This is a genomic window from Paenibacillus sp. MMS20-IR301, from assembly GCF_032302195.1.
In the GTDB taxonomy this organism is placed as follows: domain Bacteria; phylum Bacillota; class Bacilli; order Paenibacillales; family Paenibacillaceae; genus Paenibacillus_AQ.
This window is the reverse complement of record NZ_CP135275.1, coordinates 2,497,619-2,516,183: the sequence shown is the minus strand read 5'-3', so window position 1 is coordinate 2,516,183 and position 18,565 is coordinate 2,497,619. Positions and strand designations below refer to the sequence as shown.

Here is an 18,565-nt window from a genome sequence, read left to right as displayed (position 1 = left end):
TGCTGATTTCTAAAAATTCTAATGTATGAAGTGCAATAGATCGGCATTTTGAGCAGGAACATGGTCAATCTATTGTATAAAATACAATCACCACGCCGCAGCAGTTTCATACTAGCATTCGCAGGCCCGATCGTCCTACACCGTAGCTCAATCATACCTACGCCGGTGGAGTAACGGCGGCTGCTGAACGGTTTGTCTGGCTGTCACGGATTTTTTCTAACCTCCGCATTTTTCTCCGTATTCTTTTGACAAAAACTGCTGCAGAGCTTACCATTCAATATAGAAAGAAAGGAGAGGGTCACCTTGAATTGGCTCGGATCTTTGCAGCAGTTGGGCAGAGCCATTATGCTTCCTACCATGGTGCTTCCGGCGGCGGCCATTCTGCTGAGTTTGGGCAGCTTACCGTGGTCTGCATGGGGACTTTCTTCGGTATCCGAAGTGACGACATACGCGGGGCAAGGAATATTCTATTTCATGCCTTATTTGTTTGCTGTCGGTGTGGCATGGGGATTGTCCAATCAGGCCGGTCCGGCGGGACTTGCGGCGCTCGCAGGAATGTTCACTTATGACCGGATTGTTTCCAACATGGGAGACGGGGCTGTTCAGCCTGCAACACTAATTGGGATTATACTCGGAATTGTAGCCGGAGTGGCGCATAACCGGTTCAAAAATATCAAACTGCCGGAGGCGATCCAGTTTTTTGGAGGGTCGCGTTTTGTTCTGCTTTTCATGGGACTATTCTCGGCCCTGTTTGCCTGGGTGATGCTCGGGGTATCACCGCTGCTGCAGGAGCTGCTGAATGACCTGTTTAGGGTCGTGCAGAATACCGGAGGGTATGGAGTCTTTATATACGGCGTGCTGTACAGGGTGCTGACGGCCTTCGGCCTGCACCATATTCTGAATAATGTATTCTGGTTTCAGCTGGGCTCCTTCACGACGACTGACGGCAGTGCGGTCGTGCAGGGGGATTTGCCGCGCTTTTTTGCCGGTGATCCTACAGCGGGGATCTTCATGGCCGGGCTGTTCCCGATCATGATGTTTGCCCTGCCGGCCATCGCCTTTGCCATTATCCAGGAAGCGCGCGAGGATTTAAAGCCTAAGATCAAGAAGACTTTTTTGCGTGCCGCTCTGGTCTGCTTCCTGACCGGAGTGTCGGAGCAGATTGAATTCGCCTTCCTGTTTGCTTCGCCCTACTTGTTCGCTGTGCATGTAGTCATGTCAGGTCTGGCGATGGTACTGACGTACTCGCTGGGTATTCACCACGGCTTCTCCTATTCGGCAGGCGCGATTGATTTCTTCCTCAATATGCATCTGTCCCAGCGGGCCTGGCTGCTGATTCCGATCGGGATCGGCTATGCAATAGTCTATTATAATCTGTTCCGCTGGGCGATCCGGAGGTTCCAGATTCCTACACCGGGCCGTGAAGAAGGCTCCGAGCTCGGCGACTGGGCGGGCAATATCCCTTACCAGGCTCCGCTGATTCTGGAGGCGCTGGGCGGCAAGGAGAATATTGTGCAGGTCCAGGCATGTATCACCCGGCTAAGATTAACTGTGCATAATGACAGGTTTATTGATACAGGAGCGCTGAAAGGGCTGGGCTCCGCAGGCATTATCAAGCTGGGCGGCGGCAATGTGCAGGTGGTCTTCGGCACCTATTCGGAGCTGATCCGCGAAGAGATTGACAAACTGATGCTGCGCGATCTGCCGCAGGTGCTGTTCAGCGCGCCGATCCAGGGCCGGATGATGCCGATTGAGGAAGTGCCGGATCATATTTTTGCCGCGAAGCTGGTGGGGGACGGAGTGGCCTTTTTCCCGGAAAAAGGGGAGCTGGTCTCGCCTGTCTTCGGCAAGGTGATGCATATCTACCCTACCAAGCACGCTATTGGCATTGCCACGCCTGAAGGGCTGGAGGTGCTCATGCATATCGGGATCGACACTTCGCAGCTTAAAGGGCCGTTTGAGGCGTTTGTAGGGGAAGGGGACAGTGTGGAGCCGGGACAGCTGCTGGTCAAATTTGACCTGGCCTACCTGCGCGAGCATGCCGCTTCACTGGCTACGCCGATGGTCATTACCAATCCGGACCGGGTAAAATCCTGGAGCTATGCTCCGTTTAAGAATGTTAAAAAGGGGCAGACATCCGTTATGTCCGTGGTATTACATGAAAGCAATGTTGGAGGGATCGAAGCATGATACAAGGCATAGGCGCTGCAGCAGGTGTTGCCATCGGGAAGGCCTTTGTCTTGCCGAACTGGGAATGGAGCCTGCCGGACACCCAGGTGAATCCGGTGGATCTGGCGAAGGAGTTCGAACGGCTGTATGAAGGAATCCGTACCTCTAAGGATGAGATCGAGTTTATCAAAAGAGAATTCCGGGAGGTTGTCGGTCCGGAGGAATCGAGCATTTTCGACGCCCATCTGGCTATTCTTGATGATCCTGTGTTCATGAGCGAGATCCGGGGGATTATCGAACGCCAGTATAAGGCGGCTGAGGTGGCGGTTAAGGAAGCCATTGACCATTTTGTGGCGATGTTCGATCTGCTGGATGACGAATATATGAAGGAGCGGGCGGTCGATATCAAGGATGTCGGCAACCGTCTGCTGAAGCATCTGCTGGGCGCGCCGGAGGTCACTCTGCCGTCTGATACCCAGCCTTACATTCTGGTGGCGAAAGAGCTGTCGCCCTCCCAGCTTGCCCATTTGAATCCGGCGTATGTGCTGGGAATCGTCACAATGATGGGCGGTAAAACCTCGCATTCCTCCATCATGGCCCGGGCGCTCGGAATTCCGCTTGTTGCCGGACTGGAAAACAAAATCCTGACCCCGATTCAAACGGGGGACATGCTGGTGCTGGACGGAGACACCGGGGCAGTTATGCTGCACCCGGATGAATCGACGCTGCGCGACTTCAGCGCTAGGCGTGCGAAGCAGCTTAAGAAGCGCGAGCAGCTGGAGCTGCTGGCTACGGTTGAGGCAGTTACCAAAGACGGCGTGCAGCTGCGGCTTGCCGGCAATATCAGCTCCGTGAAAGAGCTGAACATGGCCCTGAAGTATGGAGCGCAAGGGGTGGGGCTATTCCGTACTGAATTCCTGTACATGGACCGGAGCTCCTTCCCGACGGAAGAAGAGCAGTTTGAGGTCTATAAGCTGGTCGCGGAAAAAGTCGGCAGCGAATCGGTAGTCATCCGCACGCTGGACATCGGGGGAGACAAGCACCTGGATTACTTCCAGCTGCCGGAGGAGCAGAATCCGTTCCTGGGGTACCGGGCTATCCGGATCAGCCTGGACCGCAAGGATATGTTCAAGACGCAGATAACCGCAATTCTGCGGGCCAGCCATTACGGCAACGTCAAAATGATGTTCCCGATGATTTCCTCCGTTGAAGAGGTACAGGCGGCCAAAGCGGTGCTGAGCGAGGTGAAGAAAGAGCTGGACAGCCGTGGAGTCCCGTATGACCGCAAGATGCCGGTAGGGATCATGATCGAGGTTCCGGCTGCGGTTATGGTTGCTGATCTGCTGGCGGAGGAAGTCGATTTCTTCAGCATCGGCACCAACGATCTGGTGCAGTATGTGCTGGCGGTGGACCGGATGAATGAGCAGATTGCCCACATGTACCATCCCTACCATCCCGCAGTACTGCGGATGATTAAGATGACTGTAGATGCAGCGCACCGCACAGGTATTGATGTCAGTGTCTGCGGTGAGATGGCAGCCGATGAGCGCTCACTGCCGCTCTGGCTGGAGCTGGGTATCGGGGTGCTGAGCATGTCGCCGCAGGCTCTTCTGAAGGTGAAGCACCGGACACTGAATACGCTGGCTTCGGAGGCCAGGGAGATTGCCAAGATCTGCTTCCGTAACCGCACCAGCTCGGAGAACGAGGAGCAGCTGGGGGCGTTTGTCGGGCGGAGCGGAATTGCCATGGGCGCTGGCGGAGATCCTAAAGAGAAGACGTCCTGAGCAAGCACAGGACCACATAGAACAGTTTTGCAATAAGTCCGGGAGGGTGGTCATTCCATGCTTCCCGGACTTTTTTTGCTTTAAATCAGCTTATTTTACCCGGCGGGCTGAAGGTGAAGCCCGGCAGCTTTGCAGGTCTGTCCCCAAAAAAGTAAAACCGTTTGTGCTGCTGCGCAGTCAGTATATACAGAAGCCAAAAAAGAAGGGAGGGTGCAGGAATGGAGAATCTTTGGGAAGGTGAGCGCGTGCGGGTGCTGAATGAACAGGAGCAGCAGTTTATCAGCCGGGTACTGGAGCAGAAAAATATACTGTACAGCATTGCTTACAGCTATCTGCGCAGTGAGGCGGATGCGCTGGAAATGCTGCAGGAAACTACATACCGGGCATGGGTTAAGCGCGCCAGCCTGAAGGATACTGACCGGTTCGCCCCATGGGTGACCCGGATTCTGATCAACTGCTGCAAGGATGAATTAAAGCGGAGGAAACGCCAGGCATCTCCAGTGCCGGCTCAGGCCGGCGGCGGTCTGCAGGAGATGACAAGTGACCGCAAGCTGGATATGGAGCGGGCGCTGGAAGGGGTCAAGCCGAAATACCGCCAGGTGCTTGTACTGAAGTATTACCGCGATATGACACTAACTGAGATTGCAGAAGTACTCGGCAAGCCGGAAGGGACAGTTAAGACCTGGCTGAATAAGGGGCTTAAGCAGCTGCGTGACAAAATGAGAATTAGAGGAGGAGTGTACAATGACCACGAGTGAGGAAGCATTGCTGAAGAAATATTATCACAGTCTGTCAGCGGAAGCGGAGGAAGTGGCGGAGCTCAAGCTGAATGCAGCCATTCGCGGCGGTATTTCACGTTCCCGCAAATATCATCTGTCACCGGGGAAACGTTATGGCCTGGGGATTGCAGCTGTGCTGGCTATGCTGCTCCTGTTCTCGCTGCCGTGGGCAAGTGAAGCCCTGAAGCCAGGTGGCAAAGCACAGGGCTCGCAGGCAGCCGCGCAAAATATGGACTGGATCAAGCCTTACAGCAGCATTGCCGGAGGTGATTCTACAGTGACTACTGCATTCGAGGCGGGGCTCATTAAGCAGCTAAGCGGCGCAACGGCAGAGAAGGATGGTTATGTTCTGACTGTCGATGGGATCGCTGCGGACCGGATGGGGATTATTCTGCTCTACACGCTGGAGAACAAGAATGAGAAGGCGCTGGATTACACCTTTTCGGTGACTGACAGCAAGGATGCGCCATTAGGGCTGGGACAAATATCCGGCAGCAGCCTAAATAGCAAAAAAACAGGAATACAGCGCGGTTATCAAATCATGCAGTGGAACATCAATTATTCGAAGCTGCCAGAGCAAATTAGGATGAAGGCTTCTGTGATTGCCGCGGAACCGGCCGGTGAGATCGAAGAGGGCATATTGCAGTATGAGAACGCAACAGAAATTTCTGTGCCGGTTACACTTGATCTTAATTCCATTGCGAAGTCGGGAGAAACGCTGGCTATGAATGAAACGGTAACAGTAGCCGGACAGGACATCACGATCGGGGATGTGTATATAGCTGCATCAGGAATCTACGTGGAAACTGATTACAGTGCACAGAACTCCATGGAAATATTCAGTCTGGATCGACCGTCTATTCTGCTTGGCAGCGGCAACGATTACACCGGGCTGTACTCGAAATCAACGCGGACTGTAGAGGGCAGACAGTTTCTTGTGTTCCCCGGCAGTGATATATCTTCGGGGAGCATGAAGCTGAAATTTGACGGGATTATTGGAATGGAGAAATCTGCCCAGGAGTTTATCGTAGATACAGTTAAAGGACAGATTATCAAAGGGCCGGACGGCCGCTTGCGTCTAGCATCTGCGACAGAGGCTAACCGTATTGTTCTGGACTACTATAGAGTAAGCAATAGAAGTGCTGCAGACACTGTAAATGTAATTCTGGATCAGACATTCAAGGATGGGGCAGGCAATTTACATGACACGGCTAAGAGGAGCTTCACGGTGCTGCCGGCTGATCCCGCTAATGCCAATGAGAAGCTTCCGCCATACCAGTATACTTACAATCTGGGAACGGCTAAGCTGCAGCAGCCCCTGACTTTCAAAATCATCAGTTACCCGAATCAGATTAAAGCGAAGGCTGAGCTAATATTGCGAAAATAACAGATCATGTTTAGAAAAGCCCTGTCCGCCGTTATGCCGGCAGGCAGGGCTTAGTCATGCTTTATTTCCCGGCCAGCGCATCACAGAACGCCTTGCCGTAAGGCGGCAGATCCGGCGGACGGCGGGCAGAAATGATATGCCCGTCTGTTACCACCGGCTCGTCCTTCCAGATCGCACCGGCATTCTCCATATCATCACGGATCCCCGGAGTGGAGGTGACGGTTACACCGTCCAGTATCTTGGCAGAGATGAGCACCCAGCCGGCATGGCAGATCTGCCCGATCGGCTTTTTGGCGTCATTGAAATCCTGTACCAGCTTCAGCACTGCGCTGTAACGCCGGATTTTGTCCGGAGCCCAGCCTCCGGGAACCAGGATGCCGTCGTAATCGGCTGCGTGCAGCTCGTCCCAGGAATATTCAGCGGTGGCCGGGACACCGTATTTGCCCACATAAGTTTTACCTTTCTCCAGCCCGGCCAAATGAACCTCGGCTCCTTCTTCCCGCACACGGTATACAGGATACCAGAGCTCCAAATCTTCAAACTCATCGTCAACAAGCGCGATAACCTTTTTACCATTAAGTCTCATACCAGGCAGCTCCCTTCAGTAATACATGTAAGTAACGCGGTCTCTTGTTCATTCTAGCAAATGCAAGGATTGAAGTCACATTTCATATAGCAATCCTTAGATACATTGCCAATTAAATCATTATATGCAAACCAGCAGGGATTTAAGCGAGGAAGGTCGAATATAGCATTTGAAAAGCCGAAATTATGCGTTTTTTAAAAGATTATTCTGAGGTGTGGGAGATGTATAAAGAGAATTTAATGAGAAAGTCATGCGGCTGCGGCGGAATCATGACCATACATATGCATACGCTGGTTTATAGTGCGAAGATCAAGATATCACATGTGCCTGTATACACTTGCGGGCAGTGTGAGCGTTACGAGCCGTTGCCTGTGATCAAGCGTGAGCTGGGGAAGCTGATCGGGGAGCTGCGTGATCATCCGCCAGGCAAAGTACATTTGTCATTTGCTGAACATAATGAGTGGGCCAGCGTACTGAAGGATACACTTGCTTCCGGTATTTTTCCCGGGGGTATGCCTGAACTGGAGGAGTCTGTCCGCAAGGTGTTTCAGGGACGGATAGATCTGCTGCTGGATCTGTACCGGGTGGCCACAGATGCTGCTGACAAGGATTGGATGGAAGAAACCGGTCTGAGATTATCCCAGTTAACTGCTCAATCGGCAGGAAGTGCCAAATAATTAGGCGTTTCCGGCCTTTTGAAAAATATTTCTGCAAAATCAATGAAAAATTTTCAACGAATGTTGGATTTTTCACGCACTTTTTGATACGATAGAAAGAGATTACAGGAATCATGTAATTGCCAGGCCGGCTTTAGCGCTTGATTAGTCATATTAGCCCCTGTAATCCTGAAATTTATTGATTTGGCGGCTGGGAGTTTTTGGAGCAGCAATATTGGCGGCAGAATCTTTTTTCCGCGCCAGAACTGACGTTTCAGCTTTTGAAAGAAATTTTGAAAGGAAAATGAAGCGTTATCATTGCACAATTGTACAAAGTGTCGTATCATAATTTTAATTAGTCGAACGATAAAATTTATCGCAATGGAGAGAGTAATTTGACGGTAACCATTTACGATGTAGCTAGGGAAGCAGGCGTATCTATGGCTACGGTTTCACGGGTTGTGAATAATAACCCGAACGTGAAACCGCAGACCCGGAAGAAGGTTTTTGAAGCGATTGAGCGTTTGGGCTATCGTCCGAATGCCGTGGCGAGAGGTCTCGCCAGCAAGAAAACGACAACCGTAGGGGTTGTTATTCCTGATATCTCCAACTCGATTTTTGCTGAAATTGCACGCGGGATTGAAGATATTGCCAACATGTATCATTACAATATTATTCTCTGTAACGCGGACAAACGCAAAGAGAAGGAAATTCGTGTTATTAACACACTGCTGGAGAAACAGGTTGACGGACTGCTCTTTATGGGCGGAACAGTTACGGATGAGCATATCCAGGCATTCCAGACCTCGGCAGTTCCAATTGTTCTTTGCGCCACGCGTGATGAGAAGGGGACTTACCCGTCTGTTGATATCGACCACGAGACGGCTGCATTTGATGCGGTGAACACCCTCATCCGCCACGGCCACCGTGAGATTGCGATGATCAGCGGTACACTGCAGGATCCTGCGAACGGCTATGCCCGGTTCCAGGGCTACAAGAAAGCATTGGAAGCGGCTGGTATTGAATACCAGGAAGACCTGGTGCGCATTGGCAACTATCGTTACGAATCCGGTGTCGAAGCTATGAAATACTTCCTTGGCCTCAAGAAGAAGCCGACAGCCATCTTTGCTGCAACAGATGAAATGGCCATTGGAGCCATTCACAGCATCCAGGATGAGGGACTTAAGGTTCCGGATGATTTCTCCATTATCAGCGTAGACAACATTCGTATGGCTTCGATGGTGCGCCCATTGCTCACTACAGTAGCTCAGCCGATGTACGATCTTGGAGCGGTTGCGATGCGGCTGCTGACGAAGCTGATGAAGAAGGAAGCCGTAGAAAATCCGCGGGTTATTCTGCCGCATGAGACGATTCTCCGCCTGTCTGTCAACCACGTTAACAAATAAGACGAGTACAATCAGCAAGAGAATATAAGGTTTACATAGGAAGCTCCTTCGGGAGCTTTTTATGTTTGCGGCCGGATTCTCAGGGAAGCAGTATTCCCGCTACATAACAGGAGGGTTAAGAAATTGAGTGAAGTGACCGGCTTAATCGGAGCAATGGATGAAGAAATTAAGCTTCTGCTGGAGGAGATGGAAGATAAGGCAGAGATAGTTAAAGCGGGGATTACTTATTATTCAGGAACTGTATTCGGGGCAAAGGCGGTGCTCTGCAAATCGGGGGTCGGCAAGGTGAATGCTGCTGTCACTACACAGATTCTGCTGGACAGCTTCGGCGTATCCCGGGTACTGTTCACTGGTGTTGCCGGAGCAGTGCATCCCGGGCTGGACATCGGGGATATAGTGATTTCTTCTGAATGTATCCAGCATGATATGGATGTGACTGCGCTTGGGTATGCCAGAGGCATAATCCCCTATCAGGAGACCTCAGTCTTTGCGGCAGATCCGGAACTGGTGAGGCTTGCGGAGCAGGCCTGCCGGGAGCTTCACCGGAGATTTGTGACCGGAATCGTACTGTCCGGGGATCAGTTTATCGCCAGTAAGGCAACCGTTGCTGAGCTGCGTGAGCAGCTGGACGGGGCATGCGCCGAGATGGAGGGGGCGGCTGTAGCACAGGTCTGCCATATGAACGGGATTCCGTTTGTAATCATCCGCTCCATGTCTGATAAAGCAGATGGTTCAGCGCATGTGAGCTACCGTGATTTCACTGTAAGTGCGGCAGAAAGCTCACACGCTATCCTTGAGCATATGCTGGAGAGCCTGTAGGCCTGCTGCATAGGGGCGCCTGTTTCTCAGGTGCTCAGTACATGAACCGCTGTCTGAAGCGTACCCGGTCAAAGGTTTCGCGGGAGGACAGCGGCACAGCCCGGCCAATACGCACCATCAGGCAGTTGGCAGGGTGCGAGCAGATTTCGGGATCGTCTGTGGCATACCAGACCATATCCACGGTTTTCATCAGCTTCTCCATCATCCGGCGGTACTCCCATACGTTAAGTCCGCTGCCCTTCAGGTCCCAGTGCCAGTAATACTCCGTTGTAAATACGATGCAGTTCTCCAGCTGTCCTTCTTCAAAAGCACTAGCAATCAGCAGCTTGCCGAGCCCTATTCCCCGGTAACCGTCAGCAACTTCTACCGCCCCCAGCTCAATCAGATCCTCCATCCCGCCCTGTGACCACAGCTCCAGCTCATCCGGGTAATGAAAGGTCACATACCCGACTATAACGCCTGAGGCCACGGCTGCAACGATGCGGCCTTCCGGCAGCATGGAGATTTCAATTAATGCTTCCAGCTGCTCCTGCGGCTTCCTGAACGCATCCAGCTCGCTGTGCATGGCATAGCCCCGGAGTGTATCAGCTGTTAGCGGCCCGGTGACAGAAATCTGCTGTCCTTTACATTCTATGCTATGGGTAACGGCGATTTTGCGGTGCTCCATGAATGGGCTCCTTTCCGCTTACTGATTATGGAATGTAATCGCTTCCTGTGATATACTGATTCCGACACGGAATATTCACAATTATAACATTGACAAATCTGGTTTACTCAAATGAATTAGCTCGCCCTTAAAGCTTAAATCAAACAGGTAGGGGAGGCAAGAGTAATGGGGCAAGTCCACAGCGAAATTGTACCGGGCCGGGTACAGCAGGCGAATATGACAGACTATTCCCGGGCAGTTGATGAATTCCGGTGGGAGGATGTAGAGAAGAGCTTTACCTGGTATGAGACCGGGAAAGTAAATATGGCTCACGAAGCCGTGGACCGCCATGTACAGGAGGGCCGGGGAGCAGCAACAGCCTTGATCTACAGTGATGCCGTGCGCGAGGAGCGGTACAGCTTCGCCGACTTGCGCCAGCGCTCTAATCAGTTCGGCAATGTGCTGCGTAAGTACGGTATTGGCCGGGGTGACCGGGTATTCATCTTCATGCCGCGGACACCGGAGCTGTATATCAGCCTGCTGGGTATCTTGAAGGTGGGGGCTGTAGCCGGACCGCTGTTCGAGGCGTTCATGGAGACGGCAGTGAAGGACCGACTGGAGGACAGCGGAGCAGTAGCGCTTGTAACTACGCCGGAGCTGCTGCACCGGGTGAAACGCGAACAGCTTCCGGGGCTGCGGCATGTTATTCTGGCAGGCAGCCCGGATTCGGCACTGGAGCCAGGCCTGTTAAGTTATACAGAGGAGATGGCTGCTGCATCTGCGGAGCTGGAGCCGGAATGGCTGGGTCTGGAGGACGGCCTGATTATGCACTATACATCAGGTTCTACCGGCAAGCCCAAAGGTATTTATCATGTGCAAAGAGCAATGATTCAGCATTATTATACAGGCAAAATTGTGCTTGATCTGCGTCCGGACGACGTATACTGGTGTACCGCTGATCCTGGCTGGGTAACCGGCACATCCTATGGGATTTTTGCCCCGTGGCTGAATGGGGTAGCCAATGTGGTGCGGGGCGGGCGCTTCAGCCCGCAGGACTGGTACAAGACGATTGAACGCTATGGGGTTAACGTGTGGTACAGTGCGCCTACAGCATTCCGCATGCTGATGGGGGCAGGCGAGGAGAGTCTGCAGAACATCGATCTGAGCAGTCTGCGCCATGTACTCTCTGTGGGGGAGCCGCTGAATCCGGAGGTCGTACGCTGGGGGGACAAAGTCTATCATCAGCGTATCCATGATACATGGTGGATGACAGAGACAGGGGCGCAGCTGATCTGCAATTACCCGGTAATGGATATCAAGCCCGGTTCAATGGGGCGGCCTCTGCCGGGAATCACAGCAGCTATTCTGGATGATCACGGCAATGTTATGCCGCCGTACTCCATGGGCAATCTGGCCATCCGTACACCCTGGCCATCAATGATGGGGAAGGTCTGGAACAATCAGGCCAAATACGATGAATATTTCCGGATTCCCGGATGGTATATTTCCGGAGATTCGGCTTACATGGATGAGGAAGGCTACTTCTGGTTTCAGGGCCGGATTGATGATGTAATCAATTCTTCGGGTGAACGGATCGGACCGTTTGAGGTGGAGAGCAAGCTGGTTGAGCATCCGGCGGTTGCTGAAGCCGGAGTGATCGGCAAACCGGATGTCATGCGCGGAGAGATTATTAAAGCTTTCATCTCACTGCGTGACGGCTATCATCCGAGTGCTGAGCTGAAGGCCGAGATTGCAGCCTTCGTCAAAGCAGGCCTGTCGGCTCATGCTGCGCCGCGTGAGATTGAATTCAAGGATAAGCTCCCGAAGACCCGGTCCGGCAAAATTATGCGCCGGGTCCTGAAGGCCTGGGAGCTGGAGCTTCCGGCCGGCGACTTGTCAACCATTGAAGATTAAGCTCCTCAGTGTGCCGGCCGTCAAAAAAACCGTTCCCTATGCTCAGGGAACGGTTTTTTTAATTGCAGCAGCAGCGCCAGTCCGGGGTGATTGCTGTATTAACGCCTGTGTTCTTATCCGCCGGTATTACCGCCGGTTCCATTGGCGCTGCCCTGCGGCGGCGCTTCAGTAGCAGCAGGCGGCTGGATAATAATCATGCCGGGATCATCACTGCTCTCCGGAATAATTCCGGTGTCCGGAGTAGGTTCTGTACCTGTGCCGGGAGTCTCTTCCGGCGGTGGCGTAGGCTCCGGTGTAGGCTGAAGTCCGCCGGCTATGCTGCCGGAAGAGGCTTCGTGGCCGGCTACATCAACGGCTGCTACATAGAAGGTGGCATTGGCACTAGCCGGTGTCCCGGGAGTGAAGACGGTTGCTTCACCGGCTGAGAGTACAGCCTGCTTCTGGAAGGCGCCGCCGTTCAGTGAACGGTAGAGCCGGTAGCCGATGACATCGGAGGAACCGCTTGGCGAGAAGGTAATTACAGCCTTGCCTGTGCTGTAAGAGACATTGATGTCGCCTGGTGGACTCGGGCTATTGCCGTCATCTACGCGCGGATCAACCTCAGTCGGGAAATCGGTCTTGGCATCGGCCGGCATGTAATACGCCAGCGGCTCATGCTCCTTCATAACCGGGAAGGCTGCAAGCAGCTCCTTGACCAGATCCTGAATCGGTTTTTCGCGCTTCACCACGATTTTCTCTTTCAGGAAATCCTCCGGTGTGCCGTCAAGCGGAATGTAATTCACACCATTGTAGGTAATATATTTGGCTTTGGAAATTCCGTCATCACTGTCAGTAGGTACAAATTTGGCATTGAACAGGTCCGTTGTGAACTTATCCGTCAGTTCAGTCGGCTTCTTGCCGCTGTAGGCGGAGACTGTCGCCTTAACGATGCCTTCAGGCTTCGTGAACTCTTTGGTGACAAACAGCTCGGGCCGCTTGTCGATTACGGCATTCATAACTTTGGTCCATAACGTCTGTGCCTGCCGTTTCTGTGTATCGCCCTGCAGAGTATTGATCTGCTCCTTATAGCCAACCCATATGCCAAGTGTAACATCCGGAGAGTAGCCCATGAACCATACATCGCCGTAGTTTTGGGTTGAACCGGTTTTGCCCACAATTGGAACATCACTGAAATGTTTGTATTTAGCCTTGACTGTACTGGCTGTACCGTCAGTGATAACTGTACGCAGCATATCTGTCATGAGGTATGCAGTCTGCTCAGAGAAGACCTGCTCCGGATTGACTTTATGCTGATAGATGATTTTACCTTGTGAATCAACGATCTTCTCAATCATATAAGCATCGTTGAAGGCGCCCTGATTCCCGATAGCTGAATAGGCATTAGTCAGCTCTTCAACAGAAACCCCGTATCTCAGTCCTCCGATAACTCCCGTCTGCGCATGATAATCATCATCCTGAATTGTTGTAATTCCCAGCTTTTTGGAAAAGGTCCAGGCATTCTCAATTCCGACCTTGTCATTGAACAGCTTCAGTGCCGGAAGATTCAGTGATTTGTTCAGTGCATAACGGGCAGTAACCAGCCCCTGATAGCGGTTATTGGCATTCTTGGGAATATGGAAGCCCTTTGCGCCGTCTTTCATGACAATAGGGGCATCATCCAGAATACCCGCCGGTTGAATCAGTCCTGCATCCAGCGCAGGCAGATAAGCGGCAATAGGCTTCATAGTCGAACCCGGCTGGCGGATCATCTGGGTGGCATAGTTCATTTGCTCGATGTTGAAGTCACGGCCTTCAATCATTCCGAGAATGGCGCCGGTCTTATTATTAATCATCATGCCGGCTGTCTGTTCTTTACCCCGGGCTTTGCTGTCAGCAGTGAAGTTGTCAGCGTTCTCCGAGATGCTGTGCATAGCGCTGTACACTTTCTTGTCAATAGTCGTGTACACCCGGTAGCCGCCGGTCATCAGCTGCTGCCGTGCCTCCTCCAGGAGGAGGGTATTATCCGCTGTGCCCTCAGTATTCTCTGTTGAAGCGTTTGCTTTATCTTCGTTCAGTGACAGCATAATTTCAGCAGCCTTGCGCTCCGTCTCCAGCATAAGGTAAGGGAAGGTCGCATAAGCCTTCTTCGTATGCGGGGCAAGTGAAGCTTTGATGTCGAAGAGCAGGGCCTCATCATACTGGGAGGTGGTGATTTTGTTCTCTTCCAGCATCCGCCGCAGTACGAGGCGCTGACGGTCAATGGCTCTGCCGAAGGCAGTCTCATTGAATTCACCTACACCGTTAAAGGCAGAGTATTTGGAAGGGAGCTGCGGGAGGCCGGCCAGATATGCCGCCTGTGCTACGTTCAGCTTTTCCAGATCATCCAGGCCGAATATGCCTTTGGCCGCTGCCTTGATGCCGAATACATTATAACCGTTTGAGCCGTTCCCGAAGGGAACCTTATTCAGGTATGCTGTTAATATTTCCTGCTTGGACAGAAAACGCTCCAGGCGCAGGGACAGCAGAATTTCCTTAACTTTGCGGTCTTCTGTGCGGTCCAGATTCAGGAATACACGCCGGGCCAGCTGCTGGGTAAGTGTACTGCCCCCGGTCTGAACGGATTCGTTCAGCACCTTCTGCTTGACTGCACGCAGGGTACCGCTGAAGTCCACACCTTTATGATTGTAGAAATTATTGTCCTCAATGGCGAGAACGGCGTCAATCACAAGCTGCGGGATATCGTTAAATTCAATAAGTCTGCGGTCTTCTTCCGTCCGGAGCTGGCCGATCGGCTGCCCGTCGCTGAAATAAGCAAAGCCGGTGATGGAATTCTGGCTGACCTGCTGCTGGATTAATTCTTCGGTTCGTACAGGATCGTCCTTCACAATCGAAGCAACGTAGCCTGATACGGCACCGCCGGCAAACAGAACTCCAAGTACGCCGAGTATGAACATCCACTTGACGACTGAACCGAATCTGCGGAGCCAGGACCTGCGCGGCCGGCGCGGCTTGGCGGTCTTCTTCTTTTTCTCCTCAACCATCGACGATAATCCTCCTTTTAACGGAATTATTATAGCACAATTTGGCGGTTTTGAATGCGCTTCTGCCCGGAAAGTCTAAGAGTTCCGTCATACCAGTACATAAAAAAAGCCCCCGGAGTTAATCCGGAGGCTTTGATCAGATTCGCGCGGAGGCGAAATCTTAACGGTTGTAGAACTCGACGATTTGCTTCTCATCGATATCCTGGGACAGCTCAGCGCGTTCCGGCAAACGGATATATTTGCCTTCGAACGAACCGTCAGCATACTCCAGGTAACCTGGAAGGTGGGAACGGTTGTCAAGAGCTTCTTTGATAGAAGTCATAGCGCGGCTTCTTTCACGAAGTCCGATAACGTCGCCTACGCTTACGCGGTAAGAAGCGATATCAACTTTTTTGCCGTTAACAGTTACGTGGCCGTGGGATACCAGCTGGCGTGCACCTGCACGGGAGTTAGCAAATCCAAGACGGTAAACCAGGTTGTCGAGGCGGCTTTCAAGCAGGAACATGAAGTTTTCGCCCGCGATACCTTGAAGCTTCTGTGCTTTGGTGAAAAGAGTTTTAAACTGCTTTTCGCCCAAGCCGTACATGTGGCGCAGTTTTTGTTTTTCCAAAAGCTGCATTCCGTAGTTACTTACTTTTCTGCGTTGGTTAGCGCCGTGCTGTCCCGGTGGGAAAGGGCGTTTCAGGTCTTTGCCTGTACCGCTAAGGGAAATGCCCAGACGGCGGCTGAGTTTGAATTTAGGTCCGGTGTAACGTGCCATGTTATAGTAGACTCCTTTTAATTTGAAATTTCTTGGCAGGGCCTATTTGCGCCGCAATTCGTATCCGTGAAAGCGTTAGATGGTTTCACACCGCCGAGGGAAGTTCAGCCGCTGCCCTGGCGGTAACGAAATGCGTAGAGGGTGACACAACGTTACGCCCAAGTAAGACCTGTTACGGTCTTGTTCAACAATAAATATTATATGAAAATGACAGTCAAAGTCAAGCAGTTCCTCAAAGAGTTTTTGTCACTCTTTGTCGTTAGTTCTTTGGTCCCAAAAAAAATCCCGTAATTAAGGAAAATATAATGCAATACCAGTAGAAAGGGAGTAAAATATAGTTAATTAGATGTTATCGGATAAAACTAAGTATCAAATATTCCTTCTATTTCTAGCTAAAACGGTATTGCCCTAAATCATAGAAACAGAGTGGCATGGTCCGGTTTGCTTAATTGAAGATGCAAAGGGGATCCTCTTTATGTCAGAACAGGAAGCATATGGACGCATGGGCGGCCGTATGCTGTTACAAGACACCAAGCAATCAAGCGGAGATTATGAAGATCCCGCCGCTTGGCTTAAAGAAACAGATATTGTTTCGCATGATTTTCCTTACGCAGCCAGCCTGATTGCGGAGAGCTTCAAGGAGTGGCGGGGGCAGGCGGCACCGTCCTTTGCGCAGTCTTGGGAATGGTGTGTACTGAATTTCGAAGGCAAAATAATTGATCCCATGTATGAATTCCGGCAGGGGCGCTGGGATGAGAAGTGGGAAGAAGCGGCGCAGGCCAGCCTGCTCACGGGCGGGGTCCATGCTGCAGCGCTTCAAGAGGACGGGCAATCGTTCGTGTTATTGGCCATGCCGGTCTTTACCCGGGGCCATCGTGAAATTTTTGCTGTATTGAGCTGTGTGATGCCGGCCGAGCAGTATGCCGAAGGCGGCAGGCATACGGCAGAAGCGATGTCGATGCATTTCCAGACCTGCTTTTACCATAGCTTTGAGCATGTATTTGTCTCGGATCTTGCAGGTATACATATGCATGCTGAGCGCGAGGCCAGCCGCCGTTCGCTGCTCTTTCAGATCGTTCAGCGGATGCATGACAATATTGATGTGGACGCAGTGCTTACTGAGGTAATCGACAGTATCGCAGCGATGTATCCGGGTGCGAAGCTGGATCTGTTCATGTCGCAGGACCACCGCAGTGCGCATCCGCAGGTGAAGCCGCTGCCGCTGCGCTGGGCCGGCAATGATGTCTGTGCAAGAGCCTTCAAGGACGGCCGGGTCTCCCTTCACTCAGGTCATGAGGCGGGCTCTACAGTAGAGCTCGGTCTTCCGCTGGGGGGCAAGCAGGGGGTATACGGTGTGTTCCATATGGTGATGGACAAGAGCTCCTACCGGGAGGTGGACTTGAACTTCCTGTCTATGGTGGCAGATACAGCCGGTACGGCATTTGAGAATGCGAAGCTCTATGAACGCTCCAACCAGCTCATCCGTGAGCTGCGCATGAGCAATGAGCTTACACAGCGCCTCAATCAGAGCCTGCGTCTCGGTGATATTTTTCAATTCGCCTTCGAGGAGCTTCTGGGGATGTTCGAGGCCGATTACTGCTGTATTCTCCATATGAGCGAAGAAAAGGGCGGGCTTGAAGTGATTGCCTGCAATCATCATCAGCTGCTGAACGAAATGATTGAGGCCGGACAGGGGCTGGGCGGAAAGGTCTATGTCACCGGGGAGCCGCTCTTTCTTTCTGATTATAAGTATGGTGCAGGAGAGAAGTCGAAGCTTATGGAGGCAACCGGCTCCCAGTCGCTGATCGCAACCCCTCTGAGTGTAGGGGGAGAGGTCCGGGGGGCCATTATGCTTGCCCACAGGAGCCCGCATTTCTTCTCTTATGACAGCTACAGGCTGCTGCAGGCCATGGCCGGGCATATCGGGCTGGCTGTCGGCAATGCCCGGCTGCATGCTGAAGTAAGGCGTCTGGCCAACCGTGACAGTCTGACCGGACTGTTCGCCCGGCATTACCTGGATGAAGAGATCAAGGAACGCCAGTCCAAGGACTTCTGCGGGACGCTGATCGTTGTGGATATTGACCAGTTCAAGATGGTTAATGATACCTACGGCCATCAGAAGGGTGATAAGATTCTGAAGCAGGTAAGCGAAATTGTTAAATCCTCCATCCGCCAGGGAGATATCGCCGCCAGATGGGGCGGGGAAGAGCTGGCGGTGTATCTGCCCCAGCTTGGCGTGCAGCAGGCGGTCTATGTCGGCGAACGCATCCGCAAACGGGTAATGGGTGAGACGGAGCCGCGTGTAACGGTCTCCTGCGGCATTGCCGAATGGAGCTGGACAGATGAGCGGGTCAGTGTAGAATCACTGTTCTACCGGGCGGATATGGCGCTGTATGAAGCTAAGAATAACGGGCGTAACCAGGTCGTGATCGATAATAAGAATTTGAACGGGGAGATTTACTCGAAGAATCCTTGGGCATAAGCTCAGGGATTTTTTATTTTATTAGGAATTATACATTGCCTGAGATGGACAACGGTGAAAAGTTGGCTAAAGGGCGGGAGAAGCAAACAGCAATTGTGAGAAGGTTAGCGTTACGGACATGAGAGCCGTTATGCCAGCGGAAAAGCACCAGAGTAGA

13 protein-coding genes are annotated in these 18,565 nt (G+C 52.2%); 9 read left to right on the top strand and 4 right to left on the bottom strand.

The annotated features are described in order from the left end of the window. Positions 1-303 precede the first annotated feature (303 nt). The 4 genes from LOS79_RS11160 (at position 304) to LOS79_RS11145 (ending at position 6,119) form a co-directional block, all read left to right on the top strand. The gene (locus tag LOS79_RS11160; protein WP_315419416.1) at positions 304-2,190 is read left to right on the top strand and encodes a glucose PTS transporter subunit IIA; all 1,887 of its coding nucleotides are present in this window, start codon (positions 304-306) and stop codon (positions 2,188-2,190) included. Continuing rightward, positions 2,187-3,953, top strand: coding sequence for a phosphoenolpyruvate--protein phosphotransferase (gene ptsP, locus LOS79_RS11155; RefSeq protein ID WP_315419413.1), 1,767 nt, complete (start codon positions 2,187-2,189; stop codon positions 3,951-3,953). The genes LOS79_RS11160 and ptsP overlap by 4 nt, the downstream gene beginning before the upstream one ends. A gap of 218 nt (positions 3,954-4,171) precedes the next feature. Beyond that, positions 4,172-4,711: a sigma-70 family RNA polymerase sigma factor gene (locus LOS79_RS11150; protein WP_315419411.1), complete on the top strand. Its 540-nt coding sequence runs from the start codon at positions 4,172-4,174 to the stop codon at positions 4,709-4,711. Continuing rightward, positions 4,698-6,119 (top strand): DUF4179 domain-containing protein, encoded by a 1,422-nt coding sequence (locus tag LOS79_RS11145; RefSeq protein ID WP_315419409.1) that lies wholly within the window; start codon positions 4,698-4,700, stop codon positions 6,117-6,119. Before LOS79_RS11150 ends, LOS79_RS11145 begins: the two co-directional genes overlap by 14 nt. A 61-nt stretch (positions 6,120-6,180) precedes the next feature. Here LOS79_RS11145 and LOS79_RS11140 read toward each other — a convergent pair whose 3' ends face one another. Next, complete coding sequence (locus LOS79_RS11140; protein ID WP_315419406.1) at positions 6,181-6,705, bottom strand: type 1 glutamine amidotransferase domain-containing protein; 525 nt, start codon at positions 6,703-6,705, stop codon at positions 6,181-6,183. A gap of 239 nt (positions 6,706-6,944) precedes the next feature. On the opposite strand from LOS79_RS11140, the gene LOS79_RS11135 reads away from it, so the two are divergent. The 3 genes from LOS79_RS11135 (at position 6,945) to LOS79_RS11125 (ending at position 9,586) form a co-directional block, all read left to right on the top strand. Then, the gene (locus LOS79_RS11135) at positions 6,945-7,382 is read left to right on the top strand and encodes a hypothetical protein (RefSeq protein WP_315419404.1); all 438 of its coding nucleotides are present in this window, start codon (positions 6,945-6,947) and stop codon (positions 7,380-7,382) included. A 374-nt stretch (positions 7,383-7,756) separates the two neighbouring features. Next, a complete protein-coding gene (gene ccpA / locus LOS79_RS11130; RefSeq protein ID WP_315419400.1) occupies positions 7,757-8,767 on the top strand; it encodes a catabolite control protein A in 1,011 nt (336 codons plus the stop codon). 123 nt (positions 8,768-8,890) lie between these two features. After that, a complete protein-coding gene (locus LOS79_RS11125; RefSeq protein WP_315419398.1) occupies positions 8,891-9,586 on the top strand; it encodes a 5'-methylthioadenosine/adenosylhomocysteine nucleosidase in 696 nt (231 codons plus the stop codon). 34 nt (positions 9,587-9,620) lie between these two features. On the opposite strand, the gene LOS79_RS11120 is transcribed toward LOS79_RS11125, so the two are convergent. Next, positions 9,621-10,253, bottom strand: a complete 633-nt coding sequence (locus tag LOS79_RS11120) for a GNAT family N-acetyltransferase (RefSeq protein ID WP_315419395.1) — start codon at positions 10,251-10,253, stop codon at positions 9,621-9,623. Positions 10,254-10,469: 216 nt separating this feature from the next. Here LOS79_RS11120 and acsA point away from each other — a divergent pair, with 216 nt between their 5' ends. Further along, positions 10,470-12,146, top strand: coding sequence for an acetate--CoA ligase (gene acsA / locus LOS79_RS11115; RefSeq protein ID WP_397386791.1), 1,677 nt, complete (start codon positions 10,470-10,472; stop codon positions 12,144-12,146). Positions 12,147-12,259: 113 nt separating this feature from the next. Here the strand turns inward: acsA and LOS79_RS11110 are convergent, their stop codons facing one another. Continuing rightward, positions 12,260-15,166, bottom strand: a complete 2,907-nt coding sequence (locus LOS79_RS11110) for a transglycosylase domain-containing protein (protein ID WP_315419392.1) — start codon at positions 15,164-15,166, stop codon at positions 12,260-12,262. Positions 15,167-15,326: 160 nt separating this feature from the next. Continuing rightward, on the bottom strand, positions 15,327-15,926 hold the full coding sequence (rpsD, locus tag LOS79_RS11105; protein ID WP_315419389.1) for a 30S ribosomal protein S4: 600 nt from the start codon (positions 15,924-15,926) through the stop codon (positions 15,327-15,329). Positions 15,927-16,401: 475 nt separating this feature from the next. On the opposite strand from rpsD, the gene LOS79_RS11100 reads away from it, so the two are divergent. Beyond that, on the top strand, positions 16,402-18,408 hold the full coding sequence (locus LOS79_RS11100) for a sensor domain-containing diguanylate cyclase (protein ID WP_315419386.1): 2,007 nt from the start codon (positions 16,402-16,404) through the stop codon (positions 18,406-18,408). Positions 18,409-18,565: the final 157 nt, after the last annotated feature.